Here is a 16,823-nt window from a genome sequence, read left to right as displayed (position 1 = left end):
CAGGTCACCGGCTCTGGCCGGATGACATCACTTCTGGGATGAGCCCTCGGCGCTCTGAGCGGTCTGGCCGGACTGGGTGGGCTCGGTGTAGTAGGTGCCCTCCTGCGGCTGCTGAATCTGAGCCTGGGGGTCCTTGGAGTCGTCGTCGCGCAGCTCCTTGACCTCCTTCTTGAAGACCTTCATGGACTGGCCCACGCTGCGGGCGATGTCGGGCAGCTTGCTGGAGCCGAAGACAAGCAGGACGAGGACAAGCAGGACGACAATGTGTGTCGGAGTGAACTTCACGGTGCTGCTCCTTGTGGTAGGGGCTATCGATACGGGCTGAGTGTAGCCTCCCGGGCGGGCGCCTCAGAACGAGGGTCCTGATGGTTCTCCCCAAGGCGGACGGGGCAGGGCTCAGCAGTCGTATGAGGTCAGAGCCTGTTTGGCGGATGCTGCCGCCTCCTGGGCGAGGTCCGGGGGCTCCACCGCCACGAGATGGCGACCCGCTGAGAGGACCAGGCCGATGAGCCAGGCGCGGTCGCGTCCCTCGACGACGACCCTGAGGCATCCGTCCGCGGTCTCCTCCTGCGAGAGGTACGGGACCTGCTCGGCGAGCCAGCGGCCCGTGGGTTGGAGAACCAGCGTGGCGCGAGGTCTGTCGCTCGCGGAGTGGTCGGCCTCGGGCTGGTTCCTTCTGCGTGAGGAGCGATGCCGCACGGCCGGGGTGTCAAGCGCCTCAGCCGAGGTGATCCGGTCCAGGCGGAAGCTGCGTTGGGCCTGGGCACTGAGGCACCAGCCCACCAGCGTCATATGTGATCCATCACTTTCCAGGGTGATGGGATCGACGTCTCGCTCCGAGGGGGTGTCGGTGGCGGAGACATAGACCAGGTGGAGGCGCCGTCTGTTCTGCAGGGCGGAGCGCACCGTGGCCAGGATCCGGGACGCATGGCTGGAGCGTCCGGCGTGTACGGGGCCTGGGCCCGTGGTGGTGACGGTTCCCGGATCGACGCGGGCGTCGGAGTCCTCGGTGGAGGCGCCTGAGCTGAGCAGGGCGGTCACCGCCTGCTGGGTGGAGGCGATGACGGGTGCGGAGGCGTCGTCGTCGGCCAAGAGATCGGCGAGCACCCTGAGTGCCATGAGCAGAGAGATCGCCTCCTGCCGGGTGAGGCGAACCGGGCGGTCCAGCCCCAGTGGTTCGGACAGGCGCAGGCGCCCGGCCTCGAAGTCCGCGGCGTCGAAGTCCACGAGGTCCCCGTGCATGCCTCCGGGCAAGCCGGAGACCCACAGCGTGTTGATGTCGCGCTCAATGACGGCCGGGGTGACGCCGAAGTGCTTGGCGGCCTCCGTGACGGTCACGCCGGGGTGCTCCGCGACCCAGGCGGGCAGGGCCAGCAGTCGCGTGAGCTGGTCGGAGGCGGATACGCGCGCCATCGTCACTCCCCTTCCGGTGCCGCAAGCCCGGCGGCGCCGTGCAGGTGGGACAGAACCGCCTGGCGCAAGGACTCGGGGGCGAGGACGACGACCGCGTCGCCAAGTGCTGCCACGGTTCCGGCGAAGGAGAAGGGATCCTCGTACTCGACGGCGATGAGATCACGGCCTTCCAGGTGCGCCGGCAGGTCGGCCGCAGAGGCCTGAACCGGATCGAGGTGGGCCCCGGCCAGGCGCAGTCCTAGAGCCCGCCCCGGCAGGGCGGCGAGCAGTGCGCGCTGGCGGCTGGGCGCCTTGGCGGGAAGCCGGGTGAAGGCTCCGGGGTTTCCGTGAACGGTGACTGAGCCAGTGATGCGAGCCAGTCGGAAGGTCAGCAGCCCGACGGCGGTTCCTTCCGCTTCCTCCGGTTGCCTGCTGGCGTCTGGGCTGTGGGCGCCTGCCGGCTCGACGGCGTCGAGGTACCAGGCGCCCTCGGCCAGGAGCAGGTGGTGCGGCTCGACAGTGCGGGCCCGGGTGCTGCCCGAGCGGGCTGAGACGTAGTCGAAGGTGACCAGGCGGCGCTCGTCGACCGCGGTGATGAGCTCCTCGGGGATCTCCTCACCGGACAGGTCCGCGGTGAGGACCGGCAGGCTGGTGGGGCTGCCCCCGGTCGGTCCCTCGCTGACGGCGCGCAGCTTGGTCAGGGCCCTCCGGGCAGTGGCGGGAAGATCGCCGTCGCGCCAGGCGGATGCGGCCAGGCTCAGGCAGGTGGCCTGCTCGGCGCTCAGGTGGAGCGCGGGCAGGGTGTAGTCCTCCTCGATGATCCGGTACCGGGGCTCCTCGGGGCGTCCGGTGGTGGTCACCTCGATACCGAGCTCGCGCAGCGTGTCCTTGTCCCGCTCGAACTTGCGGCGAGCCGAGAGCGGATTCGTGGAGGGGTCCGCCAAGCCGTATCCCGGCACACTGGCCACGAGCTCCTCGGCACTGAGACCGGTGGTGGTGTTGCGCAAGGTGAGCAGAAGGCTCACCAGGCGCTCCTCGGTGCTACGGGTCGGCTGGCTCACGGTGCCCCAGCCTAGGAGAATCCGGTGGCCTGCGGCTGGTGGCGCGCGCGCCCGGATAGTCTGCCGCCATGATGTGGCGCGACGGCGTAGTGACCGGGACCAGGACGGCATGGGGACCCGTGGGGCGATCCTGCGTCGAGCTGGACGTGGAGATCGTCGGGGCCCCAAATGGTGCGGACGGCCTGCTGCCCGGCCAGCGGGTCCGTGCGGTCGCCTACGAGGCCCTCACTGGGCTGCCCGACTCTGGGGAGCGGGTGAGGCTGGAGGTCTCGGCCCTCGACCGTGCCCTGGGCACGGGTGGGCACGCCATGGTCAGCTCTCGCCTCGACGTCCTGCCCCCCGATCCTCCGCGCGAGGGGCACCTCGTCAAGGCCCGCTACATGCCGGACCAGGTGATGGTCACCGGCGTTGACGAGCAGGGCACGGCCCACCACGGCCTGCTGTCCCAGCCGATCGGCAGCCTCCATCTGGAGGGGATGCCGGTGGTGGTGGCCGACCTGCACTCGAGTCTGCCGGCGGTGCTCGCCGGGCTGCGCTTCCCCGACGGCCAGGAGCAGCCACGAGTCGCCTACATCATGACCGACGGCGGGGCCTTGCCCTTGGCCTACTCGCGTGTCGTTGCCGCCCTGAGCCTGGCCGGGTGGCTGACCGGGACCATCACGGCCGGGCAGGCCTGGGGCGGTGACATTGAGGCGGTCAGCGTTCACAACGCGCTCCTGGCGGCCCGGCACGTCCTGCACGCCGATGCCGCCGTCGTCATCCAGGGGCCCGGCAATCTGGGCACCGAGACGCCCTGGGGCTTCTCCGGGGTGGCCTGCGGGGACGCAATCAACGCCGTCGCCACGCTGGGCGGACACCCGGTGGCCTGCCTGCGTGTCTCTGACGCCGATGCCCGCGCCCGCCACCGGGGCGTGTCCCACCACTCGATGACGGCTTACGGGCGAGTCGCACTGGTGGGGGCCGACGTCGTCGTCCCCGACCTGGAGGGGCCACTGGGGGCACAGGTGCGTCAGGAGGCCGAGGCCTTGTGCGCGCCCCGGCCGGGCGCCGGGCAGCACCGACTCGTCGAGGTTCCCACCGACGGGCTCCTGGAGCTGCTGCGGGAGGTGGAGGCGCAGACCGGGGTGAGGCTGTCCACCATGCGACGAGGTTTGGATGAGGACGCGGCCGCTTTCATCGCCGCAGCGGCGGCCGGTCGCCACGCACGGCGGGTCCTGGACGAGGGAACAGCGCATGGCTGATCGAGACGGCCAACCGGGCGCGACGGCCCGCAGCGCGGTGCTGCCGACGACAGCGAGTCTGTCAGCGGCCTACGACTGGCAGGCCCGTCACCGCATGGTGCCGGGACGAGGAGGTCGCTGGGCACACTACTCGATCCCGGTCGTGGATCTCGCCCTGGGGATCGTCTTCCTCGCCTTCGCACTGGAGTCGGTCACCTTCATCCTGCGCTTCGGCGGCTATGCCATCTATGTTGCGGACTTCGCCCTGTGTCTGGCGCTGGCGCTGACGCAGTTCGGACGGTTGCGTCTCCTGCGTGTCTCCTTCATCGCGACCTACGCCCTGCTGGCGGCCTACGCGATCCTCGTGGTCCTCTCTCCCGTCAACCTCGGCCTCAACCCGATCATCGCCACGGCCATCACCAGTCTCTACACCGTCACCCGCTGGGAGCCCGACCGGCGCTGGGGCACGGCGGCACTCCTGCTGGCTCTGGCCGGCGCCCTGGTCAACCCCGTTACCCTCGCCTCCTACACCCCGCCCTACGAATCAGACGCCGACCCGACGACAGGCTCCGGCTGGGACGGAACCATCCTCCTGGTCAGAGCACTCTCCAGCCTGGTCTTCGTCGGTGCCGTGGTACTCACCTACCTGCTGGCCTCCTCCCGGCGCCGGATCGCCGAGAGCCAGGCCCTCGACGTTGGCATCGCCGCGGCCCAGGCGGTTGCGGCCGAGCGCCTCAGCCTGGCCCGAGAGCTCCACGACCTGGTGGGCCACAGCCTCACCACGATCAAGGTGCAGGCCGCCACCGGCCTGGCCCTGGGAGGCGAGGAACGGCTGCGCAGCACCCTGACCACGGTGCGTGACACGGCCGATGCCTCCCTGGCCTCCGTGCGCCAGCTCGTCTCCGTGCTGCGCTCCGACGCCGGCGAGATCACTCCCCTGGCGGACCTGCGGACCATCCCGGCCCTCATCGAGACCACTCGCAGTTCGGGGAGCCGGATCAGCGCCGTGCTTCCCGAACCGGAGGTCCTGGAGCGGTGCAACTCGGCGTGGTCTGCGATACAACGCCTCACCCTCGTGCGTCTGGTAGGAGAGACCCTCACCAATGCCGTCAGGCACGGAACCGGCCAGATCGAGCTGAGCCTGACACTGTCGCAGGACTCCTGCCACCTTCACGTCGCCAACCCGGTGCCCGACGTCGCAGAGCACTCCCCCTTCGGTGGCAGCGGACTCGTCGGCCTCGAGGAGCGGCTCAGGCTCGTGGGCGGAACCATGACCCACGGCGTCCACAACAACGGGGACCACAGCTTCTTCACCATTGATGTCGACTTCCCGGTGGCGCCGCTCGAGCTGCCCGCGAGCGCCATGACGGCCGGCGAGACAGAATCAGGAGACTGCAGATGACGACCAGGACGACCGGTGTTATCAGGGTGGCTGTTGTCGACGATCAGCCGCTGCTGGTCAGTGCCTTCAGTGCTCTCGTGGCTGCACAGCCCGACATGGAGGTGGTTCTGGAGGCCGTCAACGGGCGTCAGGCCGTGGAGGGTTTGACCGCTCGAGCCACCGGTCTCCACGCAGGGGCCGACCTTGTGCTCATGGATCTGCGGATGCCGGTCCTGGACGGGGTCAGTGCCATTCGCGAGCTGCGTGCCGCACCGGCCACTGCCTCGTTGCGGGTTCTGGTCCTGACCACCTTCGATGATGAGGAGCTCGTCCTGGCCTCGCTGGGTGCCGGCGCCCACGGCTTCCTCCTCAAGGACGCCGAGCCGGCGACACTGCTGGAGGCGATCCGCGTCGTCGCCGGCGGAGGGTCCTGGCTGGATCCGGCCGTCACCGGAACCGTTCTGGCGCATCTTGATGCAGGTACCGGACCTGGTGCCCCGCCGTCGTCGGCCTCCCGGTCGGCACCGATCGATGGGGCTGTGCCCGTTGTGGGGGCGCCGTCGGGTCCCTACGAGGCTCTTACTGTTCGGGAGGACGCCGTACTCGCGTTGGTGTGCCAGGGGTTGAGTAACGCCAGTATCGGTGAGCGGCTCCATGTCGCCGAGTCGACGGTCAAGTCCCATGTCAAGACGATCCTGGGTAAGACGGGCTGCCACAACCGGGTCGAGCTCGTCATTTACGCCCTGACCACGGGACTCGTCCAGCCGCGGTAGCTCTCCTCCTCAGGGAGGAGACGGGAGTGTGGGAGCGGATGCGGACTGTATCCCTGGTGGGGATCCGTTGAGGTACTGGTGCGCACGAGCATGGAACCATGACAGCCACCGCAGTATCATCACTTCCCCCCTCCCCCGCCCACGCCGTCGGCCTGACGCCCGGTCTCAGGCTCGCCGGGATTTCCAAGTCATTCGGTCGCCAGAAGGTCCTCACCGATCTGGACCTGTCGGCCTATCCCGGCCGTGTCTACGGGCTGCTCGGTCTCAACGGGGCGGGCAAGTCGACCGCCTTCAACATCGCCCTGGGGCTGCTCACACCCGACGCTGGGCGTGTGGAGATTCAGGGTGCTCCCTTCTCCCGTCGCAGCCTGGCCCAGGTGGGGGCCTCCATTAACGGCCCCGCCCTTTTTCCCCAGCTGTCCGCGCGACGCAACCTGCTCGTCCACTGCCGTCTGACCGGTACCTCGCCGCAGGCCATTGCCCCGCTCTTGGAGCGTGTCGGGCTGGCTGGAGTCGGCAGGAAGCGTGCTGGCTCCTTCTCCACGGGCATGAAGGTGCGCCTGTCTCTGGCTATGGCGCTTCTGACCGACCCGGAGGTCCTCATCCTCGACGAGCCCCAGAACGGACTGGATCCTCAGGGCATTATCGAGCTGCGTGATCTCGTGCGGAACCTGGCTGACGAGGGACGCACTGTCGTCGTCTCCAGCCACCAGCTCGGGGAGATCGCCCGCATGAGTGACGACATCGGGGTTCTGGCGACCGGGCGCCTCGTCTACGAGGGGCCGCTGGCCGACTTCGCCGACGCCGACGACGAACGGGCCATGGAGGCGGCATTCCTGGCGGCAGTCACCGGAAGCGGACGCCCTGTCGGGACGGAGGTGCGCGCATGAGCACCGTTGTGCAGCCGCAGACCCGGGTGAAGGCACAGGGGACGGCAAAGGTGAGAGTAGGCCTGTGGGACCTGGTGCGCGCTGAGTTCACCCGCAGTCGGCGCACCTTCACCTGGGGCGTGATCGGGGCGACTCTCATCTTCACCGTTCACACCATCATCCTGGCGAACGCCTCAATCTCCTCAGGAGTGGTCACGGAGCTCCAGTGGAACGGCAATGCCCTGGCGTGGATGCACATGTATGCCGGGGGCTTCGCCGTGCCTCTGGGGCTGCTGACCGGGGCGATGGCCCAGTGGCGTGAGCAGCGGTGGCGTCAGGGTGGGACGGCATGGCGCGCCGTCGCGCCGCGCCGGGTGGCGGGTGCCCGCCTCGTGGTCCTGAGCCTGTCCGCGTTGGCCTGCCAGGTGGCGCTGGTCGCCCCGGTGGTGGGGCACGCCCTGATCGTTGGCAACGGCTGGGGTCCTTGGGACCGGTACCTGCTGTTCGCCACCTACATGTGGATCGTCGTCACCGGCGCCTGCGCCTGGGGCATGGCAGCCTTCCACGTGCTGCGAGTTGTTTCCGTAGGGGTCGCCCCTGTCCTCGGCTTCGTCTGGTCCGTGGCGGGCGTGGTCCAGGCCGAGCGGAGCGACTGGTGGATGCTCCCGTGGGCCTGGACGGCGAGGGTCCCGTTGCCTCTGCTGGGTGTTCACGGCAGCAGCGTGCTGCTTGAGGCAGACTCGCCGGTGTGGGGCTACCCGCTCCTGCCCGGGTTCCTGCTGACGATCGGCCTGACCCTGGCCGGCGTCGGACTGGCCGTGCTCTGTGGGGTTTCTGGTGGTGCTGGGGCCTCGGCGTCGTCGGTTTCCCGGCTCAGCCGACTGCTTCCTGGCGGAAGGGATGCCGTTGACGATCAGTCGGAGACCGTCTCGGTGCAGTCACTGGAGCAGGCCCCGGGCGCGCGACCCCAAAGCATCCCGATTCGTGGAGCCACGCCCACCACCCGTATGGCCCGTGTTCCCGGGCCGCGCAGTGCCGTCCTGGCGATGGCCGGCGTTCTGCCCTGGATCGTGTGGGTGGTCCTGGCGGTCCTGCTGCTCGCCTTCCTGGGGATCCTCCACATCGTGTACCCACCCGGGTACGGGCAGAGCTTCCTCGAGCTCATGGGAGTGCCGGTTGCCGCAGCCCTCGTCGGCATCACGGTGTGGGGACGTCTCCAACCTGCCTGGCGTGCGCTCATCACCCGCCGAGGTGCCGGGGCCATCCTGACCTCAGCTGCGGTCTTGAGTGGGTTCTTCCTCATCCCGGTCCTGGGCGCCTCCTGGGGCATGACGGTCCTGGGCGACACGTTGACCCGCACCGACCCGAACCTGCCGGCGGTGACCGGCCCGGTCTACGGGTTCATGGTGATGCCGGTCGTTGCCTTCATGATCGCGGCCGTCAGCCTGGCGGTGGCTCTGAGCACCCGGATCGTCGTGGCGATCGTCCTCAACATCATCCTTGTCATCATGGGGCTGCTCATCGGCGGTAACGAGGTCTTGGCGGCCACCTGGCTGTGGCGGCTGGCCCCCTGGGTCTGGATGAGTATCGCTCACCAGTTCCCCGAGCGTTGGCTGATGATCGTCGTCCTCAGCTTGCTCGTCGGATCGGTGGCGATGGGGACAGCGGCCCTAGGTGCCCGGCGCGCCGCCATCCGGGACTGAGTGGGGGTGGTGTCGGTGTGCCGTGCGCCCTCGGTGTCACGGTTGGCGACTTTTAGGCTGTTCGTCGGCTGGCGTGCCTGGGCCTGTGGGGCTCTGGCCTGCGCATATGTGTCAGGGTGCGGTGGTTGTCGGGCCGGGTGTGGTCTTAAAAGTCGCCGTTTGTGACACCGGTTGTGGAGTGAGGTGGGCGGTGTGGGGTGTGGGCGTGGGTGCTGGGTGTGGGGGTTAGTGGCCTTGGGCTTCTTCGGCGTCGTCGGTGAGGTAGGTGACGATGCGGACCAGGTCGTAGGGGGTGGAGGTCTCGGTGGTGGTGATGGTGCCCTCGATGGGCCGCCACTGGTCCTCGCTGGCGGGGCGGTACCTGGTGGTCCAGGTGGTGGTCAGGGTGGTGGTGACGCCGGTGGCGGTGTGCTGGTAGTGGTGGGTGACGGTCTGGTGGGGGTAGAGGGCTCCTGGGTCGGTGGTGGTTGTGGTGGTGCTGTCTCCCCAGCCCCAGGTGTAGGAGGTGGGGGTGAACTCCACCTCGATGGAGGTGCCCAGGATGGTGGTGGTCTGGTAGCGCACGGCGGGGTTGGTGTAGACGATGAAGGCCTTGGAGATGATGACCTTGGGTCCTGGGGGCTGGCGGGTGATGCCTGAGCCCGAGGCGATCAAGGTGGCGGCCTGACGGGTGGTGACCGTGACCGTACGCGGACCACCGGCGGTGGTGGGTTGGTCGGGCCCACCGGGGCGGTTGAGGGTGGCCAGGTTGCACTTGTACTTGTCCAGCCCGTAGGCGTCCTTCTCGGGCGAGCACTCCCGATGCGACTGCTCCTCCCACATCGACGGATCCGAAGCCTGAACGGTTGGAGAACTGGATGAAGGGTCTCCTTCTCCTGACGATGGAGATTCGATGGTTACCTGCTTATCTCCGGTAAACTCAGTCGAGTCACCCGAGTTGTTTGCACCTAACTGAACATTAGTTCCCGAAGAGTCTTTACTATTTCCCTCATTGTCGCAACCAATGCCGAGAGCGGCAGCCTCGACCGAAACAAATAATGTCAACGATAAGATCAGATAGGCAGCAATAGAGGAAGGTGTATGGTTCATTGCAGTACTTCACCTTCCCGGATCGCCCAGCCCCCGTTGACGTACCTAATGGCGAAACGCACTTTCTGTCCTTCGGTGGGAGGTGCAACACTCTTTTCCCAACTTCCCCCAGAATAAGAGGTCATTTCTCCGTAGTTTATGGTTGCCTCGATTCGACTGTAATCATATCCTTCGAGTTTGTCGTAGTACCTGACGTTCGTGATGTCTTGGTCCCACTTATCAGCCCATCCTCCATCTTTGTGTAGTTGATTTGCTCGGTCGATCACTGATTTACAGAAGACGCATCCGTTCTCGCTCATGGAGTCAACCTCTTTGGTTTTCCCGGTCATGAAGGCGTAGCGGTAGAGGTTGAGGAAGTAGCCGACGCTGGCTGCTGCGCCCTCGGCGCTCTCCTCGTTCAGCTGTGGGGGCTTGGCCGGGGCGGGTTCGGCCAGGGCGGCGTCGCGCTTGGCGCGCAGCTCAGGAGTCAGGGCGGCTTCGCGCGAGGCGGTCGCGCTGGCGTTGGCATCCGCGATGCCCTTCTCGGCCCGAGCAATAGCCGCTGACGCGCTGGCGCTGGCGCTCGCGCTGGCCTCCGCCTTGGCGTCCCTTGCCGAGCAGGCCGCCACCCCCAGCGCCAGCACACACACCGCCACCAGCCCAGACACACCCCTCCGACGTCCAAGACGAGTCCCTGGCCGCCGACCGCGCCCCAACAGCACCGGCCTGCTCAACCACTCCGGCCCGACCGCCAGCCGGGCCCACTCCGCAGACTCACTAATGCCATGACAGTTCAGCCGGCCGCCACGGCCGTGCGCGGCACAGCCCCGCTGCGACACTCTCCACCGGCCCGGACCGGGAACTGGCTGCCGCGCACCCACGGGCGCAGCAGATCGTAGGGACGCACTCATCACGGAAGCCTCCTCGCCACCGAAACAACTCGTACCCCGCCAGGTCGGGCGACACTGCCCGTCCAGACGGTGTATTGACACTACCCGCCCCAACACCCCCACACCAGCCCCCAAGGACACCCTGTGGAAAACCTCAGGGTGGGACGGCCTCAAGCCCCTCACAAGGGGCAGCAGACTTCGCGTAGTTGCCGATCGTCGGGCTCATCCCGAGCATCTGGCCGGTGGCGATGAGGTCAGCCGCCCCGGGCAGCCAGAGACGCCTCCATCCGGGATTGAATCAATCTGCGGCAGCTGGTCTCTGCGGCCATAGAGGCCTGCCGTCGCCTCGGGGCAAAACGTCACTCGGAGATGGCTGTCTGCGTCACCAGCACCGAGCGCTGCGAGCCGGCCCGGTTCTACCGAGGTCATGGGACAACGGTCGGTCAGTGTCTCACCGGCTTTCCGATAGCCTAGGTCCATGAAGACCTTTGAGGACCTTTTCGACGAGCTGCAGCACAAGGCGGCCACCCGCCCTGAGGGCTCCGGGACCGTGGAGGAACTGGACCGTGGGGTCCACTTCATCGGCAAGAAGCTCGTGGAGGAGGCCGCCGAGGCCTGGATGGCCTGCGAGCACGAGTCCGATGAGGCCGCCTGCGAGGAGATCAGCCAGCTGCTCTACCACGCCCAGGTCATGATGGTCGCCAAGGGCTACAGCCTTCAGGACGTCTACCGCTACCTGTAGGCCCCCAGGCCCCTCGCGCCTCCTACTCGACTCCCCCACCACAGATCAGGAACCGCTGTGCTGCGTATTGCTGTCCCGAACAAGGGCTCCCTGTCCGACCCCGCCATCACCATGCTCTCCGAGGCGGGCTACCGCACCCGCCGTACCGGCCGCGAGCTCGTGCTCGTCGACGAGGCCAACGACGTCGAGCTGTTCTTCCTGAGGCCGCGCGACATCGCCGTCTACGTCGGTCAAGGCACCGTCCACGCCGGCATCACCGGCCGCGACCTGCTCCTGGACTCCGGGGTCGACGCCGTCGAGCACCTGCCCTTGGGTTTCGCCCGCTCCACCTTCCGCTTCGCCGCCCCCAAGGGCACGATGAGCTCCTTGGCCGATGTCGCCGGACGCCGCGTGGCCACCTCCTATGACGTCCTGGTGCGCAGTTACCTGGCCGCCAGGGGCGTGGATGCCCAGACCGTTCACCTCGACGGCGCCGTGGAGTCCTCCGTCCAGCTGGGCGTTGCCGACCTCATCGCCGACGTCGTCGAGACCGGAACAACGCTGCGGGCCGCCGGCCTGGAGACCTTCGGGGACCCGATCCTTGTCAGCGAGGCCGTGCTCATTACCACCGAGCAGTTCCGCGCAGAGCCCGGGCTGGCCACGCTCGTACGGCGGCTGGAGGGGGTGCTGCGCGCCCGCGCCTACGTGCTCATCGACTACGACATCCCCATGAACAAGCTGCACCTGGCGGCGGCCCTCACCCCGGGCATCGAGTCCCCCACTGTCTCCCCGCTGCAGAACCCCGACTGGGTGGCGGTACGCGCCATGGTCCCGCGAGCCGACATGAACCGGGTCATGGACGAGCTTTACGAGGTCGGGGCGCGCGCCATCCTCGTCTCCTCACTGTTGGCCTGCCGGCTGTAGACGCCTTCCCCCGGTGACGTTTCCGGGGCGGACGCCCTGGCCCACTCCCCTGCGTTCTACTGCCCCAGGGGCACGCAGACATCGGCGGCCTTGGGTGTCTTCTTGTCGCCCAGGATCTTGTGGGAGGCGAGGAACTCGATCATCGGTGTGAAGTCGTCGACCCGCACTGAGCCGACGGCCGCCTTGCCCTCCCCGCTGACCAGCTTGCCCGTGGCCACGGCGACCTCGCGGGCGTTGGCGGCCTGAGTGGAGTCAACCAGGTCCTGCACGTACTCCTTGGTCGCCTCGACCGCGGCGTCAGGATCCTTGACGAACGCGGTCATGCCCTCCACTGAGGCCTTGACCGCCGCCTGAAGGTCCTCACGCCTGGAGTCCAACAGCTTGCGGGTCGTCACCAGGGAGACGCCGATGAGGGGGATCGACTCGGACGGCTGGATCGTGCGCACCGCGGTGCCGGCCTGCTTGATCTGCACGGCGTCGTTGTTGGAGAAGCCGACGACGGCGTCAACCTTGCCACCCACGAGCGCAGCCTGCTGGGTGTAGCCGATGTCCTGGATCGTCAGGTCGGACTCGCTCAGCGAGGCGGTGTCCATGGCCAGTTGGAGGGCGTACCAGGTCTCCCCCTTGCGTCCCGGCGTGCCGACGGTCTTGCCCTTGAGGTCCGCGGGTGTCTTGATTGGCGAGCTCTCCGGCACGATGAGGCAGGCCGGATAGGACTGGTAGTAGCCGCCGACGACGACAAGGTCAGACCCGTTGGAGGCGGCGACGACGGCCTCATCGGCTCCCGCCACGACAAGCTGCTCCTTTCCGCTCAGAAGAGCGTCGAAGAGCCCCTCCTGGGCCCCGTGATGACGCAGGCTCACCCCGGAGGCGTACTTGCTGTTCTTTTTTGCCATGTAGATGGGGGCGAACTGGATGTTGGGCGTGTAGGTCAGGCCGATGGTCAGTGGGCTGCTTGACTGTGAGGAGCAGGCGGCGAGCACGCCGGTTCCGCTCAGGACGAGACCACTGGCGAGCAGGTGGCGGCGCGAGAGGGGCATGAGTGTTTCCTTTCCAGGCGGATCAGGGCAGGGCGATGGGAGCGAGGGCGCGATGGTCGGGCAGCTCAGCCGGCACGCCGGCCACGCAGGGCGTCCACCGTGCGGCTGCGCTGCTCGAGCTCGTGGAGCGCCCAGTGGATGGTGGTGGCCAGGATGCACAGGAGGGCAATGGTGGAGAACATGCCCGTGGTGTCCACCTTGTCGCGCTGCGTGGACAACAGCATTCCCAGGCCGTCACCGCCCATGATCATCTCTCCGACGACCGCGCCGGTGATCGACAGGGTGAACCCTGTGCGCAGTCCGGTGTAGATCGCCGGAAGCGTCATGGGCAGCTCCATGTGCACGAGCATGCTCAGCCCGTGCGCGCCGTCGAGCCGGGCGGCGTCGATGACGTCAGTGTCCAGGCCCCGCAGCCCCAGAAGCACGGTGATCGTGATGGGGAAGAACACCATAAAGGCGCACAGAATCACCACCGGCAGAGTGCCGTAGCCGATCCACAGGACGAGGAGCGGGGCTAAGGCGATACCGGGAACCGCCTGGCTCGCAGCGACATAGGGCAGCACCGCCCGGGAGAAGAACCGCCAATGGTGCAGCACCCAGGCCAGTGGCAGCGCAAAGGCCGCAGCCAGCAGACAACCCAGCAGCGCCTCCTTGAGCGTCACCCCGGCGTAGGCGGCCAGCCCAGCCTGGGTCAGGCCCAGCCACATCCGGTTGACGACGGCCAGCGGGCTGGGCAGGAAGATCGCCGGAACGGCGCCTGAGGCCGCGGCGGCCTGCCACGCGACGAGCAGAGTAGCGCCGAGAAGGAACGCCGGCCACGGGCCGCGACGGCCTACTGCGCGGATACGAGGCTCATGGTGAGCCGGAACTGTGCGCGGCGACTCTGAGGCAGACCCCGACGGCGAGGGCGCTGGCGAGCCTGAGGACGTCACCGGCTCGTGGGCATCGCGGGATACTGCGGTGGGGGAAGCGTAGGAGCGTGCGGCCTTGCCGATGGGGCTGGGGCTGTACACGGCGGTGTCCTCCCGGATCGTTCCGGGAACGGGTGCTCCCGGCTGCACCGGGGTCCGCCTGTGTGCCGTCGGTCGGCGCACACACGTGCTGGGCGCTCGCCCGGTTCACCTCCCGGTGAGCTCACGGCTGTCCGTGAGCTTGGGACGTTGTCTCGAGCTGCGGGTCTCCCCGCTGAGCGCCACGCGCATCCTCCCCTCCGGACTTTCACCGTCGGTGCCGGGATTCCACCGGCTCAGCCGCTGCATCCATGGCCGCCTCAAGCGGCTGCGGTGCGAGCGGGTCGCGGACTGTGACCGCCGGTTCGGACTTTCACCGACCCCGGAGCACGTTGCTGGCCGCAAGGATACAACGTTGATCGCTACGGGGCCACTGCCGCTGCGGTGACCATCGTTCTGGGTCACCACAGCAGTCGTGGACCGCTCAAGGCGCCATGATGATCCACAGCGCCGCGAGCAATGGTGTGGGCCGGCTACGCCCGTGAGGCCGCAACGGCGGCGTCGAACTCCTCGGAGATCTCCTTGGAGGGCTGACTTGCGAGAGATACGGCCACGGCCACAGCGAGGTTGCTCAGGAATCCGGGCACGATCTCGTAGAGGTCGAAGACGCCGCCCGGGCCACCGGAGACGTTCCCCCAGATCATGACGACGACGGCCCCGGTGATCATTCCGGCGAAGGCTCCCATGGCGCTCAAGCGCTTCCAGTACAGCGACAGCAGAATGGTGGGGCCGAAGGAGGCGCCGAAGCCGGCCCAGGCGAAGGCCACGAGGTCGAGGATCGTTTTACTGGGGTTCCAGGCCATGACCGCCGCGACCAATGCGATGGCGAAGACTGCCATGCGTGAGTAGAGCACCATGCGGTTGCCGCTGATCTTCTCCTCCCGGGTGCGGGCGAAGGAACCGTACAGGTCCTCGATGAGCGCCGAGGAGGTCACGAGCAGCTGGGAGGAGATCGTCGACATGATGGCGGCCAGAATGGCAGCCAGCATGAATCCGGCGACCAACGGGTGGAAGAGCAGCTTGCCCAGGGTGATGAAGACGGTCTCCGGGTCGGCCAGCTGCTTCTTGTCGTGCTGGTAGGTGGCCACGCCCACGATCGCGGTGCCGGCTGCACCGAGCACGGCGAAGAGCATCCAGCCGATTCCGATGGTGCCTCCGGCCACGGCCTCCCTGGGGCTGCGGATAGCCATGAACCGGACGATGATGTGCGGCTGGCCGAAGTAGCCCAGGCCCCAGGCCAGCGCCGAGATGACGCCGAGCAGCGTCGTCGTCGGCCCCCAGATGACCCAGTAGTGAGGGTCGACCTCGGCGATGGCCTGCCTCAGGTTGGACAGTCCCCCGAGCCGAATGACACCCGCGACGGGCACCATGACCAGGGCGGTCACCATCATGACGCCCTGGACGAAGTCGGTGTAGGACACGGCCAGGAACCCGCCGATCAGCGTGTAGACCACGGTGATGGCGGCGACGATGACCATGCCGAGGCGATAGTCCATTCCGAAGGAGGACTCGAAGAAACGGCCGCCGGCGACCATGCCGGAGGAGACGTAGAAGGTGAAGTAGACCAGAATAATGAGACCACTGGACCACCGCAGCAACCGATGCGTGTCGTGGAGTCGGTTGTCCAGGAAGCTGGGGACGGTGATCGAATTGTTGGCGACCTCGGTGTAGGCGCGCAGACGAGGAGCCACCAGCAGCCAGTTGGCCAGGGCCCCGACCGTCAGTCCGACGGCGATCCATCCCTCGACCAGTCCACTGACGTACAGGGTTCCCGGCAGTCCCATCAGCAGCCACCCCGACATGTCCGAGGCTCCCGCCGACAGTGCCGCCACCCAAGGATTGAGGTCGCGGTCGGCGAGCATGTAGTCGTCGAAGTTGTCCGTTCGCAGATAGGCCCAGCCCCCGATGGCGAGCATGGCCACGAAGTAGACGATCATCGCGATGGCTTGATAGGTAGTGGCAGTCATCTATATGTCCTCACGTCGGTCAGAGAAGAGATACACCGCTACCGCCGTTGGAGAGAGGACTTCTGGAGCCTCTTGAACGATTCAGGTCGGCGTGCGCGGTATATCGCGGCTCGTCGTTGATGTTTCTGATGGCGTGACCATGAGTGACAGACAAGCGCCTCGGATGATGTGGACATCCGTACGTGACATGACTTGACGGGCAGCAGTGACCGCTCACTGGATCATGGTCGAGGTTTCTTCATCGTTCCTTCTGTGTGGGTACGACTCAACGCACGTGAAGGACGATGGCCGCGGCGTAATCGCCGTCATGGCTCAAGGAAACCGGCCAACACCCTGGGGTTGATACCTCCTCTCCGAGGCTGTGCTCAACAGCTTGGGCAACGGTGCCGCTCAGGCGCAAAGAAGGCCGGCCCCACCGATCGGTGACAACCTCGATCTCACGCCAGTCGACGTCCTCGGCCAGGATAACCGGAGAGGTACTCGTTCCGCGACATTTTGCACACAGAACGTGTGCCTGGCTCCAGGCCTTGATGAAGGACTCCTTGGCCGCCCATCGCGCTGCCAGGTGCTGGGCCGGGGTCGTTCCCCTCTCCTGCGAACGACTTCGGGCCTCTCGGAGCTCGCGCGCCGTGAAGGCGCGTTGTGCGAAGACGCTGCCGGGCTGATCGAGCTGGGCGGAGAAACCCGGAATGTGCACCAGGTCCGTACCCACTGACACAACAGCAGAACCGGGGGAAGGCTGTGGAGCATCTGGAAGCCGCGGCTTTGTCATCGCCGAGCCCCAATGAAGAAGAGCTTACAAAT

The 16,823-nt window shown here is 67.3% G+C and carries 16 protein-coding genes and 1 riboswitch; of the genes, 7 read left to right on the top strand and 9 right to left on the bottom strand.

The window, feature by feature from the left end; all coding sequences use genetic code 11:
* Positions 1–27 precede the first annotated feature (27 nt).
* The 3 genes from tatA to AXE84_RS11035 all read right to left on the bottom strand — a co-directional run bounded on the left by tatA (position 28) and on the right by AXE84_RS11035 (position 2,453).
* On the bottom strand, positions 28–285 hold the full coding sequence (gene tatA / locus AXE84_RS11045; RefSeq protein WP_009397669.1) for a Sec-independent protein translocase subunit TatA: 258 nt from the start codon (positions 283–285) through the stop codon (positions 28–30).
* A 111-nt stretch (positions 286–396) separates the two neighbouring features.
* Complete coding sequence (locus AXE84_RS11040) at positions 397–1,413, bottom strand: helix-turn-helix transcriptional regulator (RefSeq protein WP_060958260.1); 1,017 nt, start codon at positions 1,411–1,413, stop codon at positions 397–399.
* 2 nt (positions 1,414–1,415) lie between these two features.
* Positions 1,416–2,453 (bottom strand): helix-turn-helix transcriptional regulator, encoded by a 1,038-nt coding sequence (locus AXE84_RS11035; RefSeq protein WP_208854557.1) that lies wholly within the window; start codon positions 2,451–2,453, stop codon positions 1,416–1,418.
* Between the two features lie 68 nt (positions 2,454–2,521).
* Here AXE84_RS11035 and AXE84_RS11030 point away from each other — a divergent pair, with 68 nt between their 5' ends.
* The 5 genes from AXE84_RS11030 to AXE84_RS11010 all read left to right on the top strand — a co-directional run bounded on the left by AXE84_RS11030 (position 2,522) and on the right by AXE84_RS11010 (position 8,399).
* Positions 2,522–3,694: a DUF3866 family protein gene (locus AXE84_RS11030; protein WP_060957905.1), complete on the top strand. Its 1,173-nt coding sequence runs from the start codon at positions 2,522–2,524 to the stop codon at positions 3,692–3,694.
* On the top strand, positions 3,687–5,075 hold the full coding sequence (locus tag AXE84_RS11025; protein WP_060957904.1) for a sensor histidine kinase: 1,389 nt from the start codon (positions 3,687–3,689) through the stop codon (positions 5,073–5,075). Before AXE84_RS11030 ends, AXE84_RS11025 begins: the two co-directional genes overlap by 8 nt.
* Positions 5,072–5,827, top strand: coding sequence for a response regulator (locus tag AXE84_RS11020; protein WP_060957903.1), 756 nt, complete (start codon positions 5,072–5,074; stop codon positions 5,825–5,827). The genes AXE84_RS11025 and AXE84_RS11020 overlap by 4 nt, the downstream gene beginning before the upstream one ends.
* A 98-nt stretch (positions 5,828–5,925) precedes the next feature.
* Positions 5,926–6,717: an ABC transporter ATP-binding protein gene (locus AXE84_RS11015; protein WP_060957902.1), complete on the top strand. Its 792-nt coding sequence runs from the start codon at positions 5,926–5,928 to the stop codon at positions 6,715–6,717.
* Complete coding sequence (locus AXE84_RS11010) at positions 6,714–8,399, top strand: hypothetical protein (protein WP_060957901.1); 1,686 nt, start codon at positions 6,714–6,716, stop codon at positions 8,397–8,399. Before AXE84_RS11015 ends, AXE84_RS11010 begins: the two co-directional genes overlap by 4 nt.
* 225 nt (positions 8,400–8,624) lie before the next feature.
* Here AXE84_RS11010 and AXE84_RS11005 read toward each other — a convergent pair whose 3' ends face one another.
* Together AXE84_RS11005 and AXE84_RS11000 are read right to left on the bottom strand one after the other, a co-directional pair.
* Entirely contained in the window at positions 8,625–9,221 is a 597-nt protein-coding gene (locus AXE84_RS11005) for a hypothetical protein (protein ID WP_060957900.1), read from the bottom strand.
* Between the two features lie 263 nt (positions 9,222–9,484).
* On the bottom strand, positions 9,485–10,123 hold the full coding sequence (locus AXE84_RS11000; protein WP_081093208.1) for a DUF6318 family protein: 639 nt from the start codon (positions 10,121–10,123) through the stop codon (positions 9,485–9,487).
* 712 nt (positions 10,124–10,835) lie between these two features.
* Here AXE84_RS11000 and AXE84_RS10995 point away from each other — a divergent pair.
* The gene (locus AXE84_RS10995) at positions 10,836–11,099 is read left to right on the top strand and encodes a phosphoribosyl-ATP diphosphatase (protein ID WP_010615230.1); all 264 of its coding nucleotides are present in this window, start codon (positions 10,836–10,838) and stop codon (positions 11,097–11,099) included.
* A 57-nt stretch (positions 11,100–11,156) separates the two neighbouring features.
* Positions 11,157–12,002: an ATP phosphoribosyltransferase gene (hisG, locus tag AXE84_RS10990; RefSeq protein ID WP_010615231.1), complete on the top strand. Its 846-nt coding sequence runs from the start codon at positions 11,157–11,159 to the stop codon at positions 12,000–12,002.
* Positions 12,003–12,058: 56 nt separating this feature from the next.
* Here hisG and AXE84_RS10985 read toward each other — a convergent pair whose 3' ends face one another.
* The 4 genes from AXE84_RS10985 to AXE84_RS10970 all read right to left on the bottom strand — a co-directional run bounded on the left by AXE84_RS10985 (position 12,059) and on the right by AXE84_RS10970 (position 16,791).
* Entirely contained in the window at positions 12,059–13,042 is a 984-nt protein-coding gene (locus AXE84_RS10985; RefSeq protein WP_060957899.1) for an ABC transporter substrate-binding protein, read from the bottom strand.
* 65 nt (positions 13,043–13,107) lie between these two features.
* Positions 13,108–14,103, bottom strand: a complete 996-nt coding sequence (locus tag AXE84_RS10980) for an ABC transporter permease (RefSeq protein ID WP_060957898.1) — start codon at positions 14,101–14,103, stop codon at positions 13,108–13,110.
* A gap of 133 nt (positions 14,104–14,236) precedes the next feature.
* A riboswitch (FMN riboswitch) is annotated at positions 14,237–14,387 on the bottom strand.
* Between the two features lie 138 nt (positions 14,388–14,525).
* Positions 14,526–16,019 (bottom strand): sodium/proline symporter PutP, encoded by a 1,494-nt coding sequence (putP, locus tag AXE84_RS10975; protein WP_010615234.1) that lies wholly within the window; start codon positions 16,017–16,019, stop codon positions 14,526–14,528.
* Positions 16,020–16,284: 265 nt separating this feature from the next.
* Positions 16,285–16,791: a holo-ACP synthase gene (locus tag AXE84_RS10970; RefSeq protein WP_060957897.1), complete on the bottom strand. Its 507-nt coding sequence runs from the start codon at positions 16,789–16,791 to the stop codon at positions 16,285–16,287.
* Positions 16,792–16,823: the final 32 nt, after the last annotated feature.

The sequence above is a fragment of the Actinomyces oris genome, from assembly GCF_001553935.1.
Taxonomy (GTDB): domain Bacteria; phylum Actinomycetota; class Actinomycetes; order Actinomycetales; family Actinomycetaceae; genus Actinomyces; species Actinomyces oris_A.
The sequence above is the reverse complement of the archived record's forward strand: the minus strand, read 5'-3'. Positions and strand labels throughout refer to the sequence as shown.